Origin of the sequence: Burkholderia sp. BCC1977, assembly GCF_905339595.1 — a bacterium.
Lineage (GTDB): Bacteria > Pseudomonadota > Gammaproteobacteria > Burkholderiales > Burkholderiaceae > Burkholderia.
Map to the genome: position 1 here is coordinate 152,514 of NZ_CAJPGQ010000007.1, position 23,207 is coordinate 175,720.

Genomic DNA, 23,207 nt, shown 5'->3' on the forward strand with positions numbered 1-23,207 from the left:
GAGGCGGGTTCGGGGACGCGCGCCGGCGCATGGCCGGCACGTCGAGCGCGGCATTCTAGCATCGCTGTCCGACGGGTGCCGGCGGGACGAGACAATGCTGCGCAGATCGGGTAGAATCTCGCGCTCGCCTGATCGGGCGTGCCGGTTTTCGGGCCGGCATGACGTCCCGGGCGCGTGGAGAACGCATCTTGCGTGCCGCGCGGTCAGGCGACAGGAATACGCGTGAGTGGCGAAATTGGTAGACGCACCAGGTTTAGGTCCTGACGCCCGCAAGGGTGTGCCGGTTCGAGTCCGGCCTCACGCACCACGAAGTCGAACGTGCCTCCCAAGGGCCGTTCCCGAAAAAGCGCTGCCGGTCGGCTGACCGGCAGCGCTTTTTCGTTGATGACGGTTTTTCGCCGATACGCGGCGGCCGTCGAGCATGCGGAAATTCGGATCGCGTATGGCGTGTAATATCTTCATTACAATTCCTGTCCGCAGCGCGTCTTGCCGAGGACCGTCCATGACGAAGAACATCGCACGCACATCGATTGCCGTACTCACGCTCGCGCTGGCCGTTCCGGCATCTGCCACGACGGCCGCCGACAACGTCACGTGGAGCGCCAGGCCCGTACAGACCGGCGCAGCCTCCCCGGAGTGCTCGGCCTATTCGGGCCGACTGATCTCGAGCGGGGTGTCGTTGTCGGGCGAAACCGTCCTGAAATCGGTCGGCACGGCGCTGCTCGGCTCCGCGCTCGGTTTCGCCAGCGGGTATCAGGGTGCCGCCCCCAACCCGTGCAGGCATGTCGGCCTGTAAGCGGCCGGGAGCGAGCCGCACCTCTCGCTACCGCACTGGATGATGGATAAAAAGCGCCGCGTGTCCACCGACCGCGGCGCTTTGTCTTTTCGGGCGCACCTAGTCCCAGAAGCTCCGCACCGCGACCGCCACGATCACCGGCACCGAAAACACCAGCGGAATCGCGAAATACTGCGCTTCGCGATCGACGATCCAGCTATAGATCAACCACGCCACGCCGATCGCGAACGTGACGAGGCCGATCAGCACCGCCGCGATATTCAGTACGAGCTTCGAAGGCTGGCGGCGCGCTTTGTCGTTGGTGTCGGGATCGCGCGGAGACGATTTCATCTGAAGAGGGGCCCGGGCCTGGCAGGTGTAAAAGCACAGGAAACCCCATCCGCACCGATCGCGCAAGGGCCGGCCCCATATCGCTGGTGAGCGCGCGTTACAACCCGAACGACACGGCCAGTTCGTCGATCAGCTCGCGCTGGAACGCGACGAACCGTTCGCCCGGCTGCTGCGCGATCGCGAGGTCGAGCATCGGATCGGCGACCTCGGTGCGGATGCCGGCCAGCTCCTCGACGATCGCGAGTCCGCAGAACGGCACGTACGCCTCCGAATAGCCGCCCTCGTGCACGATCACGAGCCGTCCGCCGCAGTGGTGCCGTGCCGCCTCCTTCACCGCGCGCGTCATGAACCGGTAACTGTCGGTATGCAGCTGCATGCGCGCGAGCGGATCGACCGCGCTCGCATCGAGGCCGCTCGCGACGATGATCAGCTCCGGCCGGAACCGTTCCAGCGCCGGCAGCACGATCCGCTCGAATGCGTAGCGATACGCGTCGTCGCCGCTGCCCGCGAGCAACGGCACGTTCAGGTTTGCACCCACGCCCGCGCCGTCGCCGCGCTCGTCGCCGCCGCTGTAGCCGGGCGGAAAGCAGCGGTCCTGATGCAGCGAGATCGTCAGCGTGTCCGGATCGTCGTAGTAGATCGACTGCGTGCCGTTGCCGTGATGTACGTCCCAGTCGATCACCGCGACGCGCTCGATGCCATGCTTCGCGCGCGCGGCCTCGATCGCGATCGGGATGTTGGCGAGCAGGCAGAAGCCCATCGGGCGATCGCGCAGGCAGTGGTGACCGGGCGGTCGCGACAGCGAGAACGCGTTGGCCGCGCGCTCGGCGACGACCGTGTCGACCGCCGCGATCGCGAGACCCGCGGACAGTGCGGCGATCTCGTAGCTACCCTTGCCGAACGGGGCGAGATCGCCGAGGTCGCCGCCGTTCGCAGCGCTGAGCACGCGGAACGCGTCGAGATAGCTCGTCGGATGAATGCGCAGCAGATCGCCGGTGGTGGCCGGCGCGGCACCGCGCATGTCGAGGTGATCGGCCAGGCCCGACGCCTGCACGAGCGACAGGAAGCGGCGCTTCGAATCGGGCGATTCCGCGTAGCCGGCGCTCGACGGCGGCTGGACCCAGCCGCCGACCGGGAAGAACAGCGCGTGTGTGCCGCCGGTGTGCCAGAAGGTGCGTTCGTCGGTGAAGAAGGCAGTGCGATTCATGGATGTGCTTGACCTGTCACGGTTGGGAGGAAACGGAAGCCACGGTGATCCGCGCGCGGCGATCGAGATGGCGCAGTGCAGCGAACGACGCGATCGCGACGGCGGTGGCGGCCGCGAACAGCGCATGCATCGTGCCGCCGGCATCGAGCAACAGCCCGGCGAGCAGCGGGCCGGCCGCGAGGCCCGCACCGATCACGAAATTGAGCGTCGCGACGAGGCGCCCGGACGTATCGATCTGCGCGACGGTCGCGAGAATGAACGGCAGTACGAACGTCCACGCGAACTTGAACGCGAAGATTGCGGCGCTGTAGCCGCTCGCATGCGGCAGCGCGACGAGTGCGACGAGCGACGCGGCGAGCAGCGCGTAACCGGCGGCCAGCATCGCGCGCCGCGCAAGCCGGCCGCCCGCGCACGAGGCGAGCGCCGCGCCGGCAATCCCCATCACGCTCGCGATCGCGAGCACGTTGCCGGTCGACTGCGGATCCAGTCCGGCTTCCGCCGCCGCGCGGCTCGCGAACGTCCACACGCTGCCGATCGCGAGATAGAACGTCAGCACCGCACCGATCGCGAGCGCGACGAAGCGGCGCGGCGTATCCGTCGTGGCGCCGCGCGCGGCCTGCGCCGATGCGGTCCGTGCACCGAGCGTCGCCGGAAAGCCGCGCGACAGCGGTGCGGCAAGCAGCGCGAGCACGGCCAGCGCGACATACAGCGCGCGCAGCCCGAACGCGGCGAACACGTGCGGCAGCACGAACAGGCCGATCGCGCCGGCGATCAACTGGCCGACGACCCACAATCCGTACACGCGATCGCTGTTCTCGCTCGTGGCCGCGCTGGTCATGCAGAGCACCATCAGCGAGCCGCCGCCGAGCGCGGTCACGGCACGCAATGCGAGCAGCGTGACGAAGCCGGGCATCCACAGCGCGGTCAGGAGATTGCCCACGCCGAACAGCGCGATCGCGCAGGCGGCGACGCGGCGCGCATCGACGCGGCCGAGCCACAGGTACGACGGCGCGGTCGCGAGGCTGAACGCGCCGAGTTCGACGAAGAAGTAGGTGCCGATCTGCGACGCGGACAGTCCGAGCTGCGTCGCCAACTGGCCGGCGACGGCCGGCGCGACGAGCAGCAGCAGCGGCGTGATGGCGGCGAATACGACGAGCGCGACGAGCGTCGAGCGCGCGAAAGGCGACGCGCGGCCGTCGGACGGCAGCGCGGCATCGGAGGAGCAAAGGGTTTTCATGGCGGGATCTCGCTGGACGGAATCAGAACAGGTGGTACATGCCGACCATCGCGCCGAACTGCGATGCACCGGCGAGCGGCGTCGGGTCGTATTCGTAGACGGTCTGCGAGCTCTGGCCGCTGTTGCGCGCATAACCGAGGTTCACGTAGGCGACGGTGCGTTTCGACAGCGCGTAGGTGGTGCTCGCGATGAACAGCGTCGGGTGGCCGATTGCCGGCGTGTGCGAGTCGGTGTGGTAGACGCCCGCATTCAGCCCGATGCCGCCCGACGTCAGATAACGCGCGCCGCCCCAGACGATCGTGCGCGCCGCATCGAGGTCGCCGGTCAGGCGCTCGACGCCCGCGTAGACGGTGAGCGGCACCGTCGCGAAGGCATAACGCGCCGCGAGCGTGCCGAGTTCGCGGCGGCGCGCGGACGCGTCGTCCGCTGCCGACGCGTCGCCATGCGCCTGATGCAGCACCGCGCTGACCGACAGCCCGTTGCTCGTGTACTGGCCGCCGAGCTCGAGCACGCGTCCGGCGCGCGTATTGCCCGCGACGCCGGCCGTCGCGGCGAGGGCCTCGACATCGAAGCCGGCGAACGTCGGCGACTGGTACTTGATCGAGTGGTCGATGAAGTTCGCGTTCATCGGTACGAGCACGCCTTGGCCGCTGTACGACGCGTACCAGAGCGGGTCGTAGAACAGCGTCTTGTCGAACAGCACGCTGAACTGCCGGCCGAGCGTGACGGTGCCGACCGGGCCCGCGACACCCACGTACGCGCCGCGGAAGAACGCATAGCCGGGCACGGTCGCGGTGCCGTCGTTGAGGTTGAGGCCCTGTTCGAGCTTGAACAGCGCGCGCCAGCCGCCGCCGAGATCCTCGGTGCCCTTCAGCCCGACCTGCGACGGCAGGATGCCGTAGTTCTGCAACTGCACGGCCGCGTGCCGTCCGTCGGCATGCGTCAGGTATTGCACGCCGGCGTCGAGCGCGCCGTACAGCGTGAGGGTCGATTGCGCGTGCGCGGCGATGCTGCACGCGGCGAGCGCTGCGGCGGCCGTGGCCGTGCGGATGAAGCGGGGTGTCATCACGTGGGGTTCTCCAGACCGTCCTGCATCGTGTGTCGTTGTGTTGTCGCGACGCAGTGTCCGCAGCGGGAAAACCGGCGAACAGTCGTGCAGATGAACGGTGTGGAAAACCCGCGGTGCCCGGCATGGCCGTGCCGCGACGCCGCGGTGCGGCGTGCTGCGCAGCAGCAACGGGCGGCGTACCGTTCAAATGGATGGGGTTGCCGCGGGTTCCGGCAGCGGCGCCCGTCAAAAATGCCGGTCGCTATAATCGGCCGGTCTGCGTTGCGCGCATCAGCGGCCCGATCGGGCAGGGGAGCGGAAGGTGAGGATCACGACGGATATCGGGCACGATCTCGACGCGCTGCGCGACGTGCCGGCCGCGATCGTGCTCGACGAATCCGCGTGGCCGTCGCTGCCGTCCCGCCGCGCGGATTTCGACGGCGTGACGCGCGGCGACCCGGCACGGCGCGAACTCGGCCTGATGCTGCTCGATCTGTATGCGGTCGCCGCGCAGTCGAGCATCGGTGAATTCGAGTGCCGCTTCTTTTCGCTGCTGCAGGGGCTCATCCCGTTCGACGCCGCGTGGACCGGCGTCGCGACGCACGTGCCGACCGGTCCCGTGATGCACAACAGTTTCCTGTACCGTCTTCCGCACGCGTTCTTCAGCGACTGGAAACGCGTGCGCGACTGCGATCCGCTCGCGCAACGCACGCTGCTCGGCGCGCACGGTCGCGCGGTGCGGCTGTCGGTCGTCGAGCCCGGGTTCGACGCGCGGTTCCGCGACTGGTGCGTGAGGTACGGGCTGGCGCAGCTGATGTGCGTGTGCACGCTGGATCGCCGCTTCGGGCTGACGACGTTCATGTCGATCTACCGCCAGGGCCTGAACCGTCCGTTCAGCGACGACGACGCGAGCCGCTTCGAGGAAGTGATCCCGCATCTGGCGGCCGCGCTGACGATCAATCGCGCGGCACAGCTCACGCGCGAGCGCGGCGATGCGGTTGCGCCGGCGGCGCGTGCGCTGTGCGACAACTTCGGTGTGCTGCATCACGCCGATCACGGCTTCGACGACGTGCTGCGGACCGAATGGCCGGCGTGGACGGGCCCGCGGGTGCCGGAGCCGCTGGTCGCGCACGTGCGGCGCCAGTCGGGCCAGCCGTTCATCGGCGATGCGTTGCGCATCCAGTGCGTGCCCGTCGCCGGACTGTTCCAGATCGAGGCGCGGCCGCGCTCGCTGCTCGACCGGCTGAGCCCGCGCGAGCTGGCGGCGATCCGCTATTACGGTGCCGGCCGCTCGCACAAGGAGGTTGCGCAGCAGATGGCGATTTCGCCGACGACCGTGCGTCACTACCTGCGCTGTGCGTACCGCAAGCTCGGCATGCACGACAAGAGCCAGATCGCCGGCGTACTCGGCTCGACGGGCGGCCCGACCGACGACGAGCCGGTGGAGGCGGGCGGCGCGGCGCGTTGAATCGCGCGTGCGAACACGGGCATGCGGGTGCTTGCGTGAATGAGAATGGTTGTATCCGCAACCATTGAGCGTTATGCTCGTCGGCTCCCGGTAGACGGATTTTCATCATGAACGACACGAATTCAGGGTCGGTGCGCGCGGCGGTGGTCGGTGTCGGCGCGATCGGCGGGTTGCTCGCGGCCGCGCTGTCGCGGGCCGGCATGACGGTGAGCGCATTCGCGCGCGGTGCGACGCTCGAAGCACTGAACGCGCACGGCGTGCGCGTGATCGACGAGGCGGGCGCCGTGGCGTCGGTGCCGGTGCGCGCGAGCGACGACGCGGCCGCGCTCGGCGTGCAGGACTACGTGGTGATCGCGCTGAAGGCGCAGGCGCTGCCGGCGCTGGCCGCGCGCATCGCGCCGCTGGTCGGGCCCGGCACGGTGATCGTCGCCGCGATGAACGGGCTGCCGTGGTGGTTCACGCACGGGCTCGCGGGTCCGGTCGACGGCGTGCCGCTCGACGCGGTCGATCCGGCCGGTGCGGTCTCGGCGGCGCTGCCGCCTGCGCAGGCGATCGGCTGCGTCGTGCACCTGTCGTCGAGCACCGATGCGCCGGGTATCGTGCGTCGTGGCCGCGGCAACCGCCTGATCATCGGCTCGCCCGATGCGCGGCTCGACGCGCCGACCGCGCGGTTCGCGGCGGCGCTCGCCGCGGGCGGCTTCGACGTCGAGTCGACGCCGGCGATCCGCACCGAGATCTGGGCGAAGCTGTGGGGCAACATGAACATGAATCCGTTGAGCGCGCTGACGGGTTCGACCGCCGAGCAACTGCTCGACGATCCGTTCACGCAGGATCTCGCGTTGCGGATGATGGAGGAGGCGGCCGCGGTCGGTGCGAAACTCGGTCTCGATACGGGGATGAGCGGGCCGGAACGGATTGCCGTGACGCGCAAGCTCGGCGCGTTCAAGACGTCGATGCTGCAGGATTTCGAGGCCGGGAGGCCGCTGGAAACCGGACCGATCCTCGGCGTGTTTCCGGAACTGGGACGCAAGCTCGACGTGCCGACGCCGTATTGCGACGCGGTGCTGGGGTTGCTGCGTCAGCGTGCGGCGAACAGCGGGCTATAGCGGAGAGGGATCGCGGCGGCGACGGCCGGCACGTGGAGAAGAATGAAGAAACGGCGAGCGGCCGTCCGGTCGCCCTGCAGGGGAAGCCGGGCCGCCGCCCGCGCGCTTGTGTGACTCGGGAGACTCGGGCGGTCCGCAGGATTCATCTGAATAAAGCGGCAGGCGCTGGGCCCGCCTGGCTTGAAGCACGTGCGCAGCCGCCACAGCGATTCCCGTCCATGCCGCACCTTCGCGATACAGGCGTGCCACCGACTACGTCCGCCGCGCGACTCACTCGTCGCGTTCGACCGCGTTCGCGACCACCTTGTCGAGCAGCCGCTCGAACGTCTGGCGCTCGCTGTCGGACAGGCACCCGAGCAAGCCTTCATTCCACTTGCGCACGATCGGCATGATCTTGCGATGCAGCGCGCGGCCGTCGCCGGTCAGCGCGATCAGCACGATCCGGCCGTCGTCCTCGCTCGCGCTGCGCTCGAGCAGTCCCTGGCGCAGCAGCGCTTCCGCCGCGCGGCTCGCCTGACTCTTGTCGAGATTGGTATGGCGGGCGAGATCCATGATCGAGAACGGGCCGAAGGCGCCGACGGCGGCGATCACGCGCGCCTCGGGCAGCGAGATGTCCAGCTTGTGCCGATACACCTCGGCGATCCCGCGGTCGGATCGCTTCGTGAGCGCATGGAGGCGATAGGTCAGAAACTGATCGAGCCCGGCTTGACGGCCTTTCATGTCGAATCCTGAAGAAAAAGGGCGGGCCCGATTGTTCCTGTATCGCGCGCTCGGGTCAACGGTCAGTGTGCGCCGTACTTCAGCCGTGTCAACTGTTCGGCTTCGTTCGCGAGCAGGTTCGCCGCGTCGCGGATCGCGACCTCGAGCGTGATCGGGCCGGGCGCGGGCGAGAAGCAGCCGGAAAAGTGTTCGGACAGGCGCGGCAGCGCGGCCGGGTCGACCGCGCCCGACAGCAGCGACGCGGGCACGCCGGCGGCCTGCGCATGACGGCACGCGATGAACGGCGCCTTGCCGTGCAGCGTCTGCACGTCGGAGCGGCCTTCGCCGGTGATCAGCCAGTCGGCGCCGGCGAGTGCCGCATCGAGCCCGACCTGCCGTGCGACGACTTCCGCGCCGGCTTCGAACTGCGCGCCCAGCATGTGCAGCGCAAACCCGAGGCCCCCGGCTGCGCCGGCACCGGCCAGGTCGCGACCGCGCCGGTCGAGCGCGGTCTCGAGCAGGTCGGCGAAACGGCCGAGCGCGGCGTCGAGGGTCGCCACCTGCTCGGGCGTCACGCCCTTTTGCGGCCCGAACACCGCGGTCGCGCCATGCGCGCCCGTCAGCGGGTTGTCGACGTCGGACATGCCGATGAATTCCGCGTCCTTCAGGCGCGGATCGAGCCCCGACGCGTCGATCCGCGCGATGTCGGCGAGCCGCGCCGGGACGGGCTCGACCGGCTGGCCGGCCGCGTCGAAGCATTGCAGGCCGAGGCCCGCGAGCAACCCCGCGCCGGCGTCGTTGGTGCTGCTGCCGCCGAGCGCGACGAAGAAGCGGCGCACGCCCTCGTCGAGCAGCGTGCGGATCGCCTCGCCCATCCCGCGCGTGCTGCGCGCGTCGACCGGCACGCTCATGCCGACCGCGTCGGTAATGCCGACGATCTCGGCCGTCTCGACGATCGCGGTGCGCGCGTCGATCACGCCGACCGCCGCGTCGCGTGCCGCGAGCGATGCGCCGGCCACCCGCAGCGTGCGCCGCGTGCCGCCGCCCGCCAGCATCGCATCGAGCGTGCCTTCGCCGCCGTCGGCCATCGGGCAGCAGCGCACGACCGCATCGGGCCGGGCGCGGCGGATGCCGGTGGCGATCGCGTCCGCGACCTGCTCGGCGGAAAGCGAGCCTTTGAACGAATCGGGCGCGATGACGACGACAGGCGCGGACGGGTGTTGCGGCATGGTGTCTCCGGAAGGCGTGATTGGTGTGAAGAATGATGGCGGTCGCGATCGCGGCGCACCTTCAATCGGAGCTTACAGGATGGCGGGCCCGCGGTGGATACGGCGTTCGGCATAGCGGCGATCCGCGCGCATGGCCGTGCGCGGGGCCGGGCGGCACTGCGGGTGCGCAGGGTTGTCGTGCCGATCTGGCGGTATGAGGAAAATTGTTTGCTAGAATAGTCGATTCTTCCGGCCAAAGCCGTGCTCCGAGCCGCTTGCGCTAGCCATCCGGCGCGTGCAGGGATGGCGTGGCGCTCCGGCGCGGCGTGTGCAGGTGATCCACCTCACGCCGCAGGCAGGCACGGCAAGGAAAACCCGATTCGCTCGAATAATTTTAGGACGATTGAAGCCATGGCTAACGTTGTTGAGAACCTCGGCAAGCTTGAACGCCGCGTGACGATTTCCCTGCCGAAGGACACCGTGCAGAAGGAAATCGACGCCCGTATCCAGAAACTCGCGAAGAACGTTCGCATGCCGGGTTTCCGCCCGGGCAAGGTGCCGCTGAAGATGGTCGCCCAGCAGTACGCGGGCCAGGTCGAGGCGGAAGTGCTGAGCGACAAGATCGGCCAGGAATTCTTCACGATCAGCCGCGCGGAAAACCTGCGCGTGGCCGGCCAGCCGAGCTTCGAGCCGAAGCAGGAGCAGGCTGAAGATGCGTACGCGTTCGACGCGACGTTCGAGGTCTACCCGGAAGTGAAGATCGGCGATCTGGCGACGGCTGAAGTCGAGCGCTCGACGACGTCGATCGGCGACGCCGAAATCGACCGCACGCTGGACATCCTGCGCAAGCAGCGCGTGCACTTCCACGCTCGCGGCGAAGCCGGCGAGCACGGCGACGGCGGTGCGGATACCGAAGCGAAGAACGGCGACCGCGTGACGGTTGACTTCGTCGGCAAGATCGACGACGTCGCATTCCAGGGCGGCACGGCCGAAGATTTCCCGTTCGTGCTCGGCGAAGGCCGCATGCTGCCGGAATTCGAAACGGCTGCGCTGGGCCTGAAGGCCGGCGAACAGCGTACGTTCGACCTGAAGTTCCCGGACGACTACCACGGCAAGGACGTGGCGGGCAAGACGGCGCAATTCACGGTCACGATGAAGAAGATCGAGTGGCCGCACCTGCCGGAAATCGACGGCGAATTCGCGAAGTCGCTCGGCATCGAAGACGGCGATCTGACGAAGATGCGCGGCGAGATCAAGGAAAACCTCGAGCGCGAAGCGAAGCGTCGCACGCAAGCCATCGTCAAGAACCAGGTGATGGACGCGCTGCTGAAGATTTCCGAACTCGACGTGCCGAAGGCGCTGATCGAGCAGGACCAGCAACGCCTCGTCGAAATGGCTCGCCAGGATCTGGCGCAGCGCGGCGTGCCGAACGCGAAGGACGCACCGATCCCGGCCGAGATGTTCGCCGAGCAGGCGGAGCGTCGCGTGAAGCTGGGCCTCGTGCTGGCCGAGCTCGTGAAGTCGAACAGCCTGGAAGCGAAGCCGGAACAGATCCGCGCGGAAGTCGACGAGTTCGCGAAGAGCTACGAAGACCCGAAGGAAGTGGTCCGCTGGTATTATTCCAACCAGCAGCGCCTCGCCGAGATGGAAGCGTTCGTCGTTGAAAGCAACGTCGTCGACTTCGTGCTGGGCAAGGCCAAGGTGACGGACAAGGAAGTGAGCTTCGAGGCACTCGCGAGCGCATCGGCGCAAGCGTAAGTGTCGCTCTAGCGGCGTGCCGGCTGTCGGAGCGACGGCCCGCACGCCGTTTTTACGTCAAGCGCACGGTTGCCATTAATATGGCGATTGAGCGGGCGGCTTCCCTCCGTTCAATTTTCCATTCGAACAAGGTTCATTGAATGATCACTCGCGCTGAATTGCTGGACATGCTTGCTTCGAACGCGCCGCAGGGTTTCGAGGCGCAAGCGCTGGGGCTGGTTCCGATCGTCGTCGAAACGAGCGGCCGCGGCGAGCGTTCGTACGATATCTATTCGCGTCTCCTGAAGGAACGCCTGGTGTTCATGGTCGGCGAAGTGAACGACCAGACCGCCAACCTCGTGGTCGCGCAATTGCTGTTCCTCGAGAGCGAGAATCCCGACAAGGACATCAGCCTCTACATCAACAGCCCGGGCGGCTCGGTGTCGGCCGGCATGGCGATCTACGACACGATGCAGTTCATCAAGCCGGACGTGTCGACCCTCTGCATGGGCCTCGCGGCCAGCATGGGCGCGTTCCTGCTCGCATCGGGCGCGAAGGGCAAGCGTTTCGCGCTGCCGAACTCGCGTGTGATGATTCACCAGCCGCTCGGCGGCGCACGCGGCCAGGCGTCCGACATCGAGATCCAGGCACGCGAAATCCTCTACCTGAAGGAACGGCTGAACAACCTGCTCGCGCAGCATACGGGCCAGGACGTCGAGCGCATCGCGCGCGACACCGACCGTGATAACTTCATGTCGAGCGAGGACGCGAAGGCGTACGGGCTGATCGATCAGGTGCTGCTGAAGCGCCCGTGAGCTTAAGTGGGGTGCCGCCCCGATTCACGCGGCGCCCCTGCAACGTCCCGAGTGCCTTGAGCATCTGCGGCAAGCGCATCCAGCCGGCTCCGGTCGCGCCCTAGGCGCGGCGTTCGGAGCATTCGGCGTATCATGTCATCTACCTGTCCGGAGGCTCTACATTCATGGCGGACAAAAAAGGTTCGAACAGCGAGAAGCTGTTGTATTGCTCGTTTTGCGGGAAGAGCCAGCATGAGGTGAAGAAACTCATCGCGGGCCCGTCGGTGTTCATCTGCGATGAGTGCATCGACCTCTGCAACGAAATCATTCGCGACGAGGCGGCTGCCGCCGGCGTCGAGGCCAGCCTGTCCCGGTCGGATCTGCCGAGCCCGCAGGAAATTCGCGACATCCTCGATCAGTACGTGATCGGCCAGGAGCGTGCGAAGAAGATCCTCGCGGTGGCCGTGTACAACCACTACAAGCGCCTGAAGCATCTCGACAAGAAGGACGACGTCGAGCTGTCGAAGAGCAACATCCTGCTGATCGGCCCGACGGGCTCCGGCAAGACGCTGCTCGCGCAGACGCTCGCGCGGTTGCTGAACGTGCCGTTCGTGATCGCCGATGCGACGACGCTGACCGAAGCCGGCTACGTCGGCGAGGACGTCGAGAACATCATCCAGAAGCTGTTGCAGAACTGCAACTACGAGGTCGACAAGGCCCAGCGCGGGATCGTCTACATCGACGAAATCGACAAGATCAGCCGCAAGTCGGACAACCCGTCGATCACGCGCGACGTGTCGGGCGAGGGCGTCCAGCAGGCGCTGCTGAAGCTCGTTGAAGGCACGATGGCATCGGTGCCGCCGCAGGGCGGCCGCAAGCACCCGAACCAGGATTTCATCCAGGTCGACACGACCAACATCCTGTTCATCTGCGGCGGCGCGTTCGACGGCCTCGAGAAGGTGATCACCGACCGCACCGAAAAGACGGGCATCGGTTTCGGCGCGACGGTCAAGAGCAAGCAGGAACGCGACGCGGGCGAAGTGCTGCGCGAAACGGAACCGGAAGACCTGATCAAATTCGGTCTGATCCCCGAATTGATCGGCCGCCTGCCGGTGGTCGCGACGCTCGGCAAGCTCGATGAAGCCGCGCTGATGAAGATCCTCGTCGAGCCGAAGAACGCGCTCGTCAAGCAGTATCACAAGCTGTTCGCGATGGAGCGCGTCGAGCTGGAAATCCGGCCGGGCGCGCTGCAGGCAGTCGCCCGCAAGGCGATCCGCCGCAAGACCGGCGCGCGCGGTTTGCGTTCGATCATCGAACAGGCATTGCTCGACGTGATGTACGAGCTGCCGGCGATGAAAGGGGTCAGCAAGGTCATCATCGACGAGAACGTCATCGATGGCGACGGCAAACCCCTGCTGATCTATGAGGACACGCCGAAGGTGGCGGGTTCGAACTGACCGGCTTGCCGACGATGTTCTGCGAAAAAGGCCGTTCATGAGTCCGTGGGCGGCTTTTTTTCGTTTATCTTGTGGGTAACTCTGACTCGACACGCGGTGGTTACTTTCTTACCGAATATTTCCCGCACTTGAAGGCTTGCAATTCGTTGTGGCGGCCTCAATTACCGAACAATTGATTCCACTCATGGGGAAATGAAATGTCAGGCACCCAACTTCTCCCGCCGGAACGCATCACGCTCCCGCTGCTGCCGCTGCGGGACGTCGTCGTTTTCCCGCACATGGTGATTCCGCTCTTCGTGGGCCGGCCGAAATCGATCAAGGCCCTCGAAGCAGCGATGGAAGGCGGCAAGCACATCATGCTCGTCGCCCAGAAAACCGCGGCCAAGGACGAACCGACCGAAAAGGACATGTACGAGGTCGGTTGTATCGCCAACATCCTGCAGATGCTGAAGCTGCCGGACGGCACCGTGAAGGTGCTCGTCGAGGGCCTGCAGCGTGCGAAGGCGTTGTCGATCGAAGAGCAGGAGACGCAGTTCTCCTGCGAAGTGATGCCGCTCGAGCCCGATCATGCCGACAGCGCGGAAACGGAAGCGCTGCGCCGCGCGATCGTGTCGCAGTTCGACCAGTACGTGAAGCTGAACAAGAAGATCCCGCCGGAGATTCTCACGTCGCTGTCGGGTATCGACGAAGCCGGTCGCCTCGCGGACATGATCGCCGAGCGTCTGCCGCTGAAGCTCGACCAGAAGCAGCACATCCTCGAGATGTTCCCGGTCATCGAGCGCCTCGAGCACCTGCTCGCGCAGCTCGAAGCCGAGATCGACATCCTGCAGGTCGAAAAGCGCATCCGCGGGCGCGTGAAGCGCCAGATGGAAAAGAGCCAGCGCGAGTACTACCTGAACGAACAGGTCAAGGCGATCCAGAAGGAGCTGGGCGAAGGCGAAGAGGGCGCGGATCTCGAGGAACTCGAGAAGCGCATCAACGCCGCGCGCATGCCGAAGGAAGCGAAGAAGAAGGCCGATGCCGAGCTCAAGAAGCTGAAGCTGATGTCGCCGATGTCGGCGGAAGCGACCGTCGTGCGCAACTACATCGACACGCTGATCGGCCTGCCGTGGCGCAAGAAGAGCAAGGTCAACAACGATCTGTCGAACGCCGAGCAGGTGCTCGACGAGGATCACTTCGGCCTCGAGAAGGTGAAGGAACGCATCCTCGAGTATCTCGCGGTGCAACAGCGCGTGGACAAGGTCAAGGCACCGATCCTGTGCCTCGTCGGGCCCCCGGGCGTCGGCAAGACCTCGCTCGGCCAGTCGATCGCGCGTGCGACGAACCGCAAGTTCGTCCGGATGGCGCTCGGCGGCGTGCGTGACGAAGCCGAGATCCGCGGTCACCGCCGCACGTACATCGGCTCGATGCCGGGCAAGATCCTGCAAAGCCTCGCGAAGGTCGGCGTGCGCAATCCGCTCTTCCTGCTCGACGAAGTCGACAAGATGGGCATGGATTTCCGCGGCGATCCGTCGTCGGCGCTGCTCGAAGTGCTCGATCCGGAACAGAACCACACGTTCGCCGACCACTACATCGAGGTCGACTTCGATCTGTCGGACGTGATGTTCGTCGCGACGTCGAACTCGCTGAACATCCCGCCGCCGCTGCTCGACCGGATGGAAGTGATTCGTCTGTCGGGCTACACGGAAGACGAGAAGGTCAGCATCGCGCAGCGTTACCTGCTGCCGAAGCAGAAGAAGAACAACGGTCTGAAGGATGGCGAGATCGAGGTCGCCGAGCAGGCGATCCGCGACATCATCCGCTACTACACGCGCGAAGCCGGTGTGCGTTCGCTCGAGCGGGAAGTGTCGAAGATCTGCCGCAAGGTCGTGAAGATGCTGCTGCTGAAGAAGGCATCGGGCGCGATCAAGGTCGATGGCGAGAACCTCGATACGTTCCTCGGCGTGCGCAAGTACGACTTCGGCCTCGCGGCGAAGGAAAACCAGGTCGGTCAGGTGACGGGCCTCGCGTGGACGGAAGTCGGCGGCGACCTGCTGACGATCGAAGCCGCCGTGATGCCGGGCAAGGGCAACGTGATCCGCACGGGTTCGCTTGGTGACGTGATGAAGGAGTCGGTCGAGGCTGCACGTTCGGTCGTGCGCTCGCGTTCGCGCCGTCTGGGCATCAAGGACGAAGCGTTCGAGAAGCAGGACATCCACATCCACGTGCCGGAAGGCGCGACGCCGAAGGACGGTCCGTCCGCCGGCGGTGCGATGACGACCGCGCTGGTGTCGGTGCTGACGGGGATCCCCGTGCGTGCCGATGTCGCGATGACGGGCGAGATCACGCTGCGTGGCGAAGTGCTGCCGATCGGCGGGCTGAAGGAAAAGCTGCTGGCCGCGCATCGCGGCGGCATCAAGCTCGTGCTGATCCCGGAAGAGAACGTGAAGGATCTCGCGGACATTCCGGACAACGTGAAGAACGCGATCGAGATCGTGCCGGTCCGCTGGATCGACAAGGTGCTCGAGCTCGCGCTCGAACGTACGCCGACCCCGCTGCCGCCGGAAGAAGAGGCGAAGGCTGCGGCACCGGTCGGCGAGGCGGCGAAGGATGCCGGTTCGACGGAAGTCGTCAAGCACTGAGAACCTGAACGCCGTCGCTGACGGTCGTTCACGAAAAACCCGCGGCGTGTCCGCGGGTTTTTTTATGCGCATCCGCATCGTGTGTTGAGCGGCACGTGAAAATTTTTTGCGCGCGGGCTTGGCAAAATGATCGGGGATGAATTAAACTCGCAGGCTCGCTGGTTGTTGATGCCGAAACGCAGATCGCAGCCAGAACGAATCGGAAACGGGTGCTTAGCTCAGCTGGTAGAGCGGCGCCCTTACAAGGCGTAGGTCGGGGGTTCGAACCCCTCAGCACCCACCAGTTTCCCGATTCAGCCAGACCAAGGAGCGGTAGTTCAGTCGGTTAGAATACCGGCCTGTCACGCCGGGGGTCGCGGGTTCGAGTCCCGTCCGCTCCGCCAGAAAATGAAGAAGCCCGCCTTGTGCGGGCTTTTTCATTTGCGATTCCGTTCGTGCCCGCGTGCGGGCGCGTGACTGCGGAGCGGAGGAAGCCGCCTGCGCGGCTTCCGGCGGGACTCGAAGGGCTGCGCGTGCACGCGCAGCCGCGGCCTGCGGGATGTAGGCGAGTCCCGTCCGCTCCGCCAGAAAATGAAGAAGCCCGCCTTGTGCGGGCTTTTTCATTTGCATCGTCGGTTGCGCTCGCTCGTTGCGCACCTGCTTTTCTCCCGTGGCACCCCGTATGTTGTAATATCGGACGTTTTGTCCAATTTTCCCGTCACGCATGCTCGATTTCTTCCGTAATCACCAGCGCCTGATGATGGCGCTCCTGCTCCTGATCGTGTTGCCGGGGCTGGGTTTCGTCGGGATCCAAGGTTTCCGCGGTTTCTTCGACGACAGCGCGAACGTCGCGGCGATCAACGGGCACAAGATCACGCGGGTCGAATTCGACGGCGCGTTCCGTCAGCAGATCGACCAGGCGCGCCAGGCGCTCGGCGGGCAGTTCGACATCAAGGCGTTCGACACGCCCGAACATCGCAAGCAAGTGCTCGACGGCATGATCCAGCAACGCGTGCTGGCCGACGAGACGCAACGCCTGCACCTGACCGCATCCGACAACGCCGTGCGCGACGCGCTGATGAGCGACCCGATGATCGCGTCGCTGAAGAAGCCCGACGGTACGATCGACGTCGAACGCTACGCGCAGCTGCTGTCGTTCCAGGGGATGACGCCCGAGCAGTACCAGGAACGCGTGCGCTACAGCCTCGCGCTGCAGCAGATTCCGGCGAGCATCGTCGCGAGCGCATTCACGCCGAAGGGCCCGGCGCAACGCCTGTCGGAGCTGGCCGCGCAGCAGCGTGAAGTGCAGGCGCTGGTGCTGAAGACGAGCGACTACGCATCGAAGGTCCAGCCGACCGAAGCGCAACTCGCCGCGTACTACGACGCGCACAAGCAGCGCTTCGCGACGCCGGAAACCGCGACGATCCAGTATCTCGTCTATTCGCCGGCAGCGGCTGCCGCGAGCGCGCAGCCGACCGACGCGGACATCAAGAAGTTCTACGACGACAACCCGACGCACTTCCGCTCGGAAGCGCAGGTGCGCGTGAGCCACATCTTCATCGCTGCGGCGAGCGGCGCAAGCGCGGCCGACAAGGCGGCCGCGAAGACGAAGGCGGAGCAACTGCTGGCCGACGTGAAGGCGCATCCGGACCAGTTCGCGCAGATCGCGCAGAAGAGCTCGCAGGACGCGCCGTCGGCAGCGAAGGGCGGCGATCTCGGCTTCATCACGCGCGGCTCGACGGCGGGCGGCAAGGCGTTCGACGATGCGGCGTTCGCGCTGAAGCAGGGCGACGTGAGCGGTGTCGTGCAATCGGATCTCGGCTTCCACATCCTGAAGGCGACGGAAGTGAAGCCGTCGGTGGTCAAGCCGTTCGCGGACGTGAAGGACCAGATCGCGGTCGAGCTGAAACAGCAGTATGCAGCGAAGGCGTTCTCGGACAACGCGGAAGGCTTCACGTCGACCGTGTATGAAAAGGCGAAGACGCTGCAGCCGGCCGCCGACAAGTACAAGCTGACGATCCAGACGGCCACCGTCGCGCCGACGCCGAATCCGCAACTGCCGCCGACGAGCCCGCTGAACAATCCGAAGTTCCTCGCCGCCGTGTTCGCGAGCGACTCGGTGAAGAGCCAGAACAACACGCAGGCGATCGACGTGGGCAACAACACGCTGATCTCGGCGCGCGTGACCGACTACAAGCCGGCTGCCGTGCCGGCGCTCGACACGATCAAGGACGCGGTGCGTCAGAAGGTCGTCGCCGAGCAGGCCGCGGAACTCGCGAAGAAGGATGGCGCGGCGAAGCTGGCCGAGCTGCAGAAATCGAAGTCGGCCGATGGCTTCGCGGCCGCGCAGAAGGTGTCGCGCACGCAGTCGCAGGGCCTGACGCCGGCGGCCCTGAGCGCCGTCTACAAGGTCGATGCGAAGTCGCTGCCGGCGTACGTCGGCGTCGATCTCGGTGCGGACGGCTACGCGATCTATCGCGTGAACGCGGTGACACCGGGTACGGCCGTCGATCCGCAGCAGCTCGCGGCCGCGCAGCAGCAGATGGCGCAGGTCGAAGCGCAAAGCGAGGGCGAAGCGTATCTCGCCGCGCTGCGCGACCGCTCGAAGGTGAAGCTGTACGGCACCACGCAGAGCCAGTCGCAGGACGGCGGCAACTAAGCCGAGACTAAGCGACAACTAAGCGACAACCAGGCGAAGCGCCGTTCACGGTTTCGCCCGCAACAACAAAGAGCCCCGCTTCGAGCGGGGCTTTTTGCATTGCGGCGGTAGCGAGTCGCGAGGTCAGCCGCGCGGCTTGCCGAGCAGCGGCTTCAGCGCCGGCCAGACGTTGTCGAGCAGGATGCCCTGCGCCTGCTGCGCGGGGTGCATCTGGTCCGCCTGGAACATCTCCGGCTTGTTCTCGATGCCGGCCAGCAGGAACGGCACGAGCGGCACGCCGAGTTCCTTCGACAGCCGCGTATAGACCGCATGGAATTTCTGCGTGTAGTCGGGTCCGTAGTTGGGCGGCACGTACATGCCGACCAGCACGACCTTCGCGCGCGCCTGCCGCGCATCGGCGATGATGTCGCGCAGGTTCCGTTCGGTCGTCGCGAGCGGCACGCCGCGCAGCGCATCGTTCGAGCCGAGCTCGACGACGACGATCGACGGCTTGAGCCGTTGCAGCACCGCGGGCAGTCGCGCGCGGCCGCCGCTCGTGGTGTCGCCGCTGACGCTTGCGTTCGCGACGCTATAATCGATTCGCTCGCTCGCAAGCCGTTGCCGCAGCAGCGCAACCCAGCCGGTGTCGCGCGGCAGCCCGTATTCGGCCGACAGGCTGTCGCCGAGCACGACGAGCGCGGGCTGGCCCGATGTCGGGGCCGCCGTCGCGGCGCGTGCGGGCATGGTTGTTGCGACCAGGGTACCCAGCAGCGCGGCGAGCGCCGCGCGTCTTTTCCAGCGGAATGTCGTGTCCATGTTCAAGATTACCGATCCGATCATCGAAGTCCATGACGTGTGCAAGCGGGTTGCCGATGCAACGGGCGAGCTGACGATCCTCGACGGCATCACGCTCGCCGTGCGGCCCGGCAGCAGCCTCGCGATCGTCGGCGCATCGGGGTCAGGCAAATCGACGCTGCTCGGCCTGCTTGCGGGGTTGGACAGCGCGACGAGCGGCACGGTTCGCCTGCTCGGCCGCGCGCTCGACCAACTCGACGAGGACGAGCGCGCCGCGCTGCGCAACGGCGCGGTCGGGTTCGTGTTCCAGTCGTTCCAGTTGATGCCGCACCTGACGGCGCTCGAGAATGTGATGCTGCCGCTCGAGTTGCAGGGCGGCATCAGTGCGCGCGAGGCGGCCGATCGTGCGCGCGCGCTGCTCGTGCAGGTCGGTCTCGGCGAGCGCACGGCACATTATCCGAAGCTGCTGTCGGGTGGCGAGCAGCAGCGCGTCGCGCTCGCGCGCGCATTCGTCACGCATCCGGCGATCCTGTTCGCCGACGAACCGACCGGCAGCCTCGATGCGGCCACGGGCCACGCGGTCATCGACCTGATGTTCGAACTGAACCGCACGCACGGCGCGACGCTCGTGCTCGTCACGCACGATCCCGAACTCGCGCGGCGCTGCGCGACGACGGTCACCATCGACGCGGGCCGCATCGTCGCCCCGCACGCGGTATAGCGCGATACCAAATTTCCTGTCGGCCGCACCGGGTGGATCGCCCGGTGCGGCCTGCCTGCGTTCGACGCTGTCGCGTCAGCGCGTGAGTGCCGCCCGCGCGCGCTCGATCAGCGCGGTCGTCGACGAATCGTGCTTGGCGGGATCGAGCGACTCGGCCGACAGGTCGGCTTCGACGACCTTGCCGAGAATCTTGCCGAGCTCGACGCCCCACTGGTCGAACGGATTGATGTCCCACACCGTTGCCTGCACCAGCACCTTGTGCTCGTAGAGCGCGATCAGCGCACCGAGCGTGCGCGGCGTCAGCGCATCCACCAGCAGCGTCGTCGTCGGACGGTTGCCGGGGAACGTCAGGTGCGGCGCGAGCGCTTCCTTGCCGGGGCCGGCGACCTTGCGCGCTTCGTCGAGCGTGCGGCCGAGCATCAGCGCTTCACTCTGAGCGAAGCAGTTCGCGAGCAGCTTCGGATGATGGCTCGCGAGCGGATGCTCGGGCGTCAGCACCGCGATGAAGTCGATCGGCACGATCGTCGGGCCCTGGTGCAGCATCTGGAAGAACGCGTGCTGGCCGTTGGTGCCCGGCTCGCCCCACGTGACGGCCGACGTCGGGTAATCGACGAACGTGCCGTCGAGGCGCGCGGACTTGCCGTTGCTTTCCATCTCGAGCTGCTGCAGGTACGACGGCAGGTAGTGCAGCGCTTCCGAATACGGCGCGACGAGATAGCTTTGCGAGCCGAAGAAGTTGCGGTACCAGATGCCGATCAGGCCGAGCAGCACCGGCAGGTTGCGCTCGAGCGGCGCCTGGCGGAAATGGCGGTCCATGTCGTTCGCGCCGGCGAGCAGTTCGTCGAACTGCTCGGGCCCGATCGCGAGCATGATCGACAGGCCGACCGCCGACCACAGCGAATAGCGGCCGCCGACCCAGTCCCACATTTCGAACACGTTGTCCGCGGCGATGCCGAACTTCACGACCTCGGCCGGGTTCGCCGACACGCCGACGAAGTGCTTCGCGAGCGCGTCCTCGGGGCAGCCTCGCGCGACGAACCAGTCGCGCAGCGAGCGGGCGTTCGTCATCGTCTCGAGCGTCGTGAAGGTCTTCGACACGATGATCGCGAGCGTCTCCTCCGGGTCGACCTGTTCGAGCACGCGCGCGAGATCGGCGCCGTCGACGTTCGACACGAAGTGGGTCGAGATGTCAGGCGTCGCGACATGGTGCAGCGCGTGCGTGACCATCTTCGGGCCGAGATCCGAGCCGCCGATGCCGATGTTGATCACGTGGCGGATGCGCTTGCCGGTGTAGCCGGTCCACGCGCCGCTGCGCACGGCGCGCGCGAAGGTTGCCATCTTCGCGCGCTCGGCGCTGATCTGCGCATGGAACGGCGCGTGCGGGTCGGTCGCGCGCAATGCGGTGTGCAGCGCGGCGCGGCCTTCGGTCGGGTTGACGATCTCGCCGGCGAACATCGCGTCGCGGCGCGCTTCGACGCCCGCTTCGCGGGCCAGCTGCACGAGCAGGCGCAGCGTGTCGTCGTTGATGCGGTTCTTCGAGAAGTCGGCCGCAAGGCCGCCGCCGGGGATCGTGAAGCGTTCGGCACGGGTCGGCGCGCGGTCGTTTTCCGGCGCGAACCAGTCGCGCAGCCGCGCATGGCGGATCTGTTCGAAGTGGGATTGAAGGGCAGTCCAGGCGGGGAGCGAATTCAGCGTCATGGCGGTTCGAGTGAAGCGTGAATCGGGAGGAATGCCGCGCCGGCGCATCGGGATCGGAAGGCCGGCGGACGAGCGGGCCCGCCGTGCGGCGGGGCACTCAGTATAGCGGCGTTATATGTCGGCGCGCGGCGACGGGTAAAAAAGGCGATTGATCAACGTGCGCACCATCGGCGCGAGTTCGCCCGCGGTGAGGCCGGCCGGACCCGTGCCGCTCGCGGTCAGGGTGTCGGCCGCGAGGCCGTGCAGGTAGACGCCCGCGAGCGCGGCTTCGTACGGCGCGACGCGCTGCGCGAGCAACGCGCCGATCAGGCCGCCGAGCACGTCGCCGGTGCCGCCGGTGGCGAGCGCCGCATTGCCGGTCGGGTTGATCGTCAGGCGGCCGTCGGGCGCCGCAATCACCGTGCCCGAACCCTTCAGCACGACGATGCTCGCGTAGCGCGCGGCCAGCGCCTGGGCGGCGGCCAGCCGGTCGTGCTGCACCGTCGCGGTATCGCTGCCGAGCAGCCGCGCTGCCTCGAGCGGATGCGGCGTCAGGACGCACGCGTTGCCGCGTGCGCCGCGGGCGGCGACGGCGGCCGCGAGGTCGGCGTGCGTCGCGACGAGGTTCAGCGCGTCGGCGTCGAGCAGCGTGACGGCGTCGCGCGCGAGCACGTCGCGCACGAGAGTGGCCGCGGCCTCGCGCGTGCCGAGGCCGCAGCCTGCCGCGATCGCGGACATCGCATCGAGGTCGAGGCTGTCCGCGGGATGCAGCATCAGCTCGGGAAACGGCGGGTCGTACGGCGGCGCGCCGGCGCCGAGCAAGCCGACATGCACCTTGCCGGCGCCCGCGAACAGCGCGGCACGCGCAGCGAGAATCGGCGCGCCGCACATGCCGGTGTCGCCGCCGAGCACGGCCAGGCTGCCGAACGTGCCCTTGTGCGACACGAACGCGCGGGCGGGCAGCGCGGCGGCGAACCGTGCCGGTGCGTTCAGCACGACGGCCGGCGCGGCGGGCGGCGAGACGTCGAGCGACGCGATGTCGATCTCGCCGGCGAGATCGCGGCCGTCGCCGGTGTAAAGGCCCGGCTTCGCGCCGATGAAGGTGAGCGTATGCGTCGCGGCGACGGCGACGCCCGCGCCGACGATTCGGCCGGTATCGCTGTCGAGCCCGCTCGGCACGTCGAGCGCGAGCACGCGGCCGCCGCTTCGGGCATGCGCGGCGATGCGCGCGGCCTGTGCGGCGAACGGGCCGTCGAGTGCGCGACCGAGGCCGATGCCAAACAGTCCGTCGACCACCCACGCGTAAGCGTCGAGCGATGCGGGCGGCTCGGTCGACAGCGGCACGCCGGCCGCGCGCGCGAGGCCTAGCGCCCATTGCGCATCGTCCGGCTTGACCGGCACCGGCATCCACGCCTGCGTCGCGACGCCGAGCTGCTGCAGTTGCGCGGCGGCCACCAGCGCGTCGCCGCCGTTGTTGCCGGGGCCGACCGCGAACCAGACCGGGCGGTCGTCGCCGGCGACCCGTTCGGACAGCCAGCGCGCGGCGGCGGCGCCCGCGCGGCCCATCAGCGTGTGCGGCGGCAGTCCGGCGGTCGCGGCGGCCTCGGCCGCGCGCAGGTCGGCGACGCGCAGCAGCGCGAGCGGGGCGGAGTCGGGAAGCGGGCGGGTATTCGTCATCGCGGGGTCATG

The 23,207-nt window shown here is 67.3% G+C and carries 18 protein-coding genes and 3 tRNA genes; 12 read left to right on the top strand and 9 right to left on the bottom strand.

Annotated features, from left to right (window positions below):
• The first annotated feature begins 220 nt into the window (after positions 1-220).
• Together U5771_RS08850 and U5771_RS08855 are read left to right on the top strand one after the other, a co-directional pair.
• Positions 221-307 (top strand) — tRNA-Leu (locus tag U5771_RS08850).
• A gap of 195 nt (positions 308-502) precedes the next feature.
• Positions 503-796 (top strand): hypothetical protein, encoded by a 294-nt coding sequence (locus tag U5771_RS08855; RefSeq protein WP_322023604.1) that lies wholly within the window; start codon positions 503-505, stop codon positions 794-796.
• Positions 797-895: 99 nt separating this feature from the next.
• Here U5771_RS08855 and U5771_RS08860 read toward each other — a convergent pair whose 3' ends face one another.
• From U5771_RS08860 to U5771_RS08875, 4 genes are all read right to left on the bottom strand, one after another.
• Positions 896-1,126, bottom strand: a complete 231-nt coding sequence (locus tag U5771_RS08860) for a hypothetical protein (RefSeq protein ID WP_322023605.1) — start codon at positions 1,124-1,126, stop codon at positions 896-898.
• Between the two features lie 97 nt (positions 1,127-1,223).
• Positions 1,224-2,333 (bottom strand): class II histone deacetylase, encoded by a 1,110-nt coding sequence (locus U5771_RS08865; RefSeq protein WP_322023606.1) that lies wholly within the window; start codon positions 2,331-2,333, stop codon positions 1,224-1,226.
• Between the two features lie 16 nt (positions 2,334-2,349).
• Positions 2,350-3,570, bottom strand: a complete 1,221-nt coding sequence (locus U5771_RS08870) for an MFS transporter (RefSeq protein ID WP_322023607.1) — start codon at positions 3,568-3,570, stop codon at positions 2,350-2,352.
• A gap of 22 nt (positions 3,571-3,592) precedes the next feature.
• Complete coding sequence (locus U5771_RS08875) at positions 3,593-4,639, bottom strand: porin (protein ID WP_322023608.1); 1,047 nt, start codon at positions 4,637-4,639, stop codon at positions 3,593-3,595.
• A gap of 301 nt (positions 4,640-4,940) precedes the next feature.
• Between U5771_RS08875 and U5771_RS08880 the strand changes: the two genes are divergently transcribed.
• Positions 4,941-6,086: a helix-turn-helix transcriptional regulator gene (locus tag U5771_RS08880; protein WP_322023609.1), complete on the top strand. Its 1,146-nt coding sequence runs from the start codon at positions 4,941-4,943 to the stop codon at positions 6,084-6,086.
• 107 nt (positions 6,087-6,193) lie between these two features.
• Positions 6,194-7,192 (top strand): 2-dehydropantoate 2-reductase, encoded by a 999-nt coding sequence (locus tag U5771_RS08885; RefSeq protein WP_322023610.1) that lies wholly within the window; start codon positions 6,194-6,196, stop codon positions 7,190-7,192.
• Positions 7,193-7,462: 270 nt separating this feature from the next.
• On the opposite strand, the gene U5771_RS08890 is transcribed toward U5771_RS08885, so the two are convergent.
• Both U5771_RS08890 and U5771_RS08895 read right to left on the bottom strand, forming a co-directional pair.
• Entirely contained in the window at positions 7,463-7,912 is a 450-nt protein-coding gene (locus U5771_RS08890; RefSeq protein ID WP_322023611.1) for a MarR family winged helix-turn-helix transcriptional regulator, read from the bottom strand.
• 62 nt (positions 7,913-7,974) lie between these two features.
• Entirely contained in the window at positions 7,975-9,120 is a 1,146-nt protein-coding gene (locus U5771_RS08895; protein WP_322023612.1) for a glycerate kinase, read from the bottom strand.
• A 390-nt stretch (positions 9,121-9,510) separates the two neighbouring features.
• Between U5771_RS08895 and tig the strand changes: the two genes are divergently transcribed.
• From tig to U5771_RS08930, 7 genes are all read left to right on the top strand, one after another.
• Entirely contained in the window at positions 9,511-10,857 is a 1,347-nt protein-coding gene (gene tig, locus U5771_RS08900; RefSeq protein WP_322023613.1) for a trigger factor, read from the top strand.
• A 140-nt stretch (positions 10,858-10,997) separates the two neighbouring features.
• Entirely contained in the window at positions 10,998-11,651 is a 654-nt protein-coding gene (gene clpP, locus U5771_RS08905; RefSeq protein ID WP_006496351.1) for an ATP-dependent Clp endopeptidase proteolytic subunit ClpP, read from the top strand.
• Between the two features lie 164 nt (positions 11,652-11,815).
• Positions 11,816-13,087 (top strand): ATP-dependent Clp protease ATP-binding subunit ClpX, encoded by a 1,272-nt coding sequence (clpX, locus tag U5771_RS08910; RefSeq protein ID WP_006754177.1) that lies wholly within the window; start codon positions 11,816-11,818, stop codon positions 13,085-13,087.
• Positions 13,088-13,284: 197 nt separating this feature from the next.
• Entirely contained in the window at positions 13,285-15,708 is a 2,424-nt protein-coding gene (gene lon / locus U5771_RS08915; RefSeq protein ID WP_060348425.1) for an endopeptidase La, read from the top strand.
• Between the two features lie 207 nt (positions 15,709-15,915).
• Positions 15,916-15,991: transfer RNA gene (locus tag U5771_RS08920), tRNA-Val, on the top strand.
• 23 nt (positions 15,992-16,014) lie between these two features.
• Positions 16,015-16,091, top strand: a tRNA-Asp gene (locus U5771_RS08925).
• Between the two features lie 320 nt (positions 16,092-16,411).
• Positions 16,412-18,346: a SurA N-terminal domain-containing protein gene (locus tag U5771_RS08930; RefSeq protein WP_322023614.1), complete on the top strand. Its 1,935-nt coding sequence runs from the start codon at positions 16,412-16,414 to the stop codon at positions 18,344-18,346.
• Positions 18,347-18,469: 123 nt separating this feature from the next.
• On the opposite strand, the gene U5771_RS08935 is transcribed toward U5771_RS08930, so the two are convergent.
• The gene (locus U5771_RS08935) at positions 18,470-19,141 is read right to left on the bottom strand and encodes an arylesterase (RefSeq protein WP_322023615.1); all 672 of its coding nucleotides are present in this window, start codon (positions 19,139-19,141) and stop codon (positions 18,470-18,472) included.
• Here U5771_RS08935 and U5771_RS08940 point away from each other — a divergent pair.
• Positions 19,140-19,841: an ABC transporter ATP-binding protein gene (locus U5771_RS08940; protein WP_322023616.1), complete on the top strand. Its 702-nt coding sequence runs from the start codon at positions 19,140-19,142 to the stop codon at positions 19,839-19,841. The two genes, U5771_RS08935 and U5771_RS08940, sit on opposite strands and share 2 nt — an antisense overlap.
• 75 nt (positions 19,842-19,916) lie before the next feature.
• Here U5771_RS08940 and pgi read toward each other — a convergent pair whose 3' ends face one another.
• Complete coding sequence (gene pgi, locus U5771_RS08945) at positions 19,917-21,539, bottom strand: glucose-6-phosphate isomerase (protein WP_322023617.1); 1,623 nt, start codon at positions 21,537-21,539, stop codon at positions 19,917-19,919.
• Positions 21,540-21,650: 111 nt separating this feature from the next.
• On the bottom strand, positions 21,651-23,195 hold the full coding sequence (locus U5771_RS08950) for an NAD(P)H-hydrate dehydratase (protein ID WP_322023618.1): 1,545 nt from the start codon (positions 23,193-23,195) through the stop codon (positions 21,651-21,653).
• Positions 23,196-23,207 lie beyond the last annotated feature (12 nt).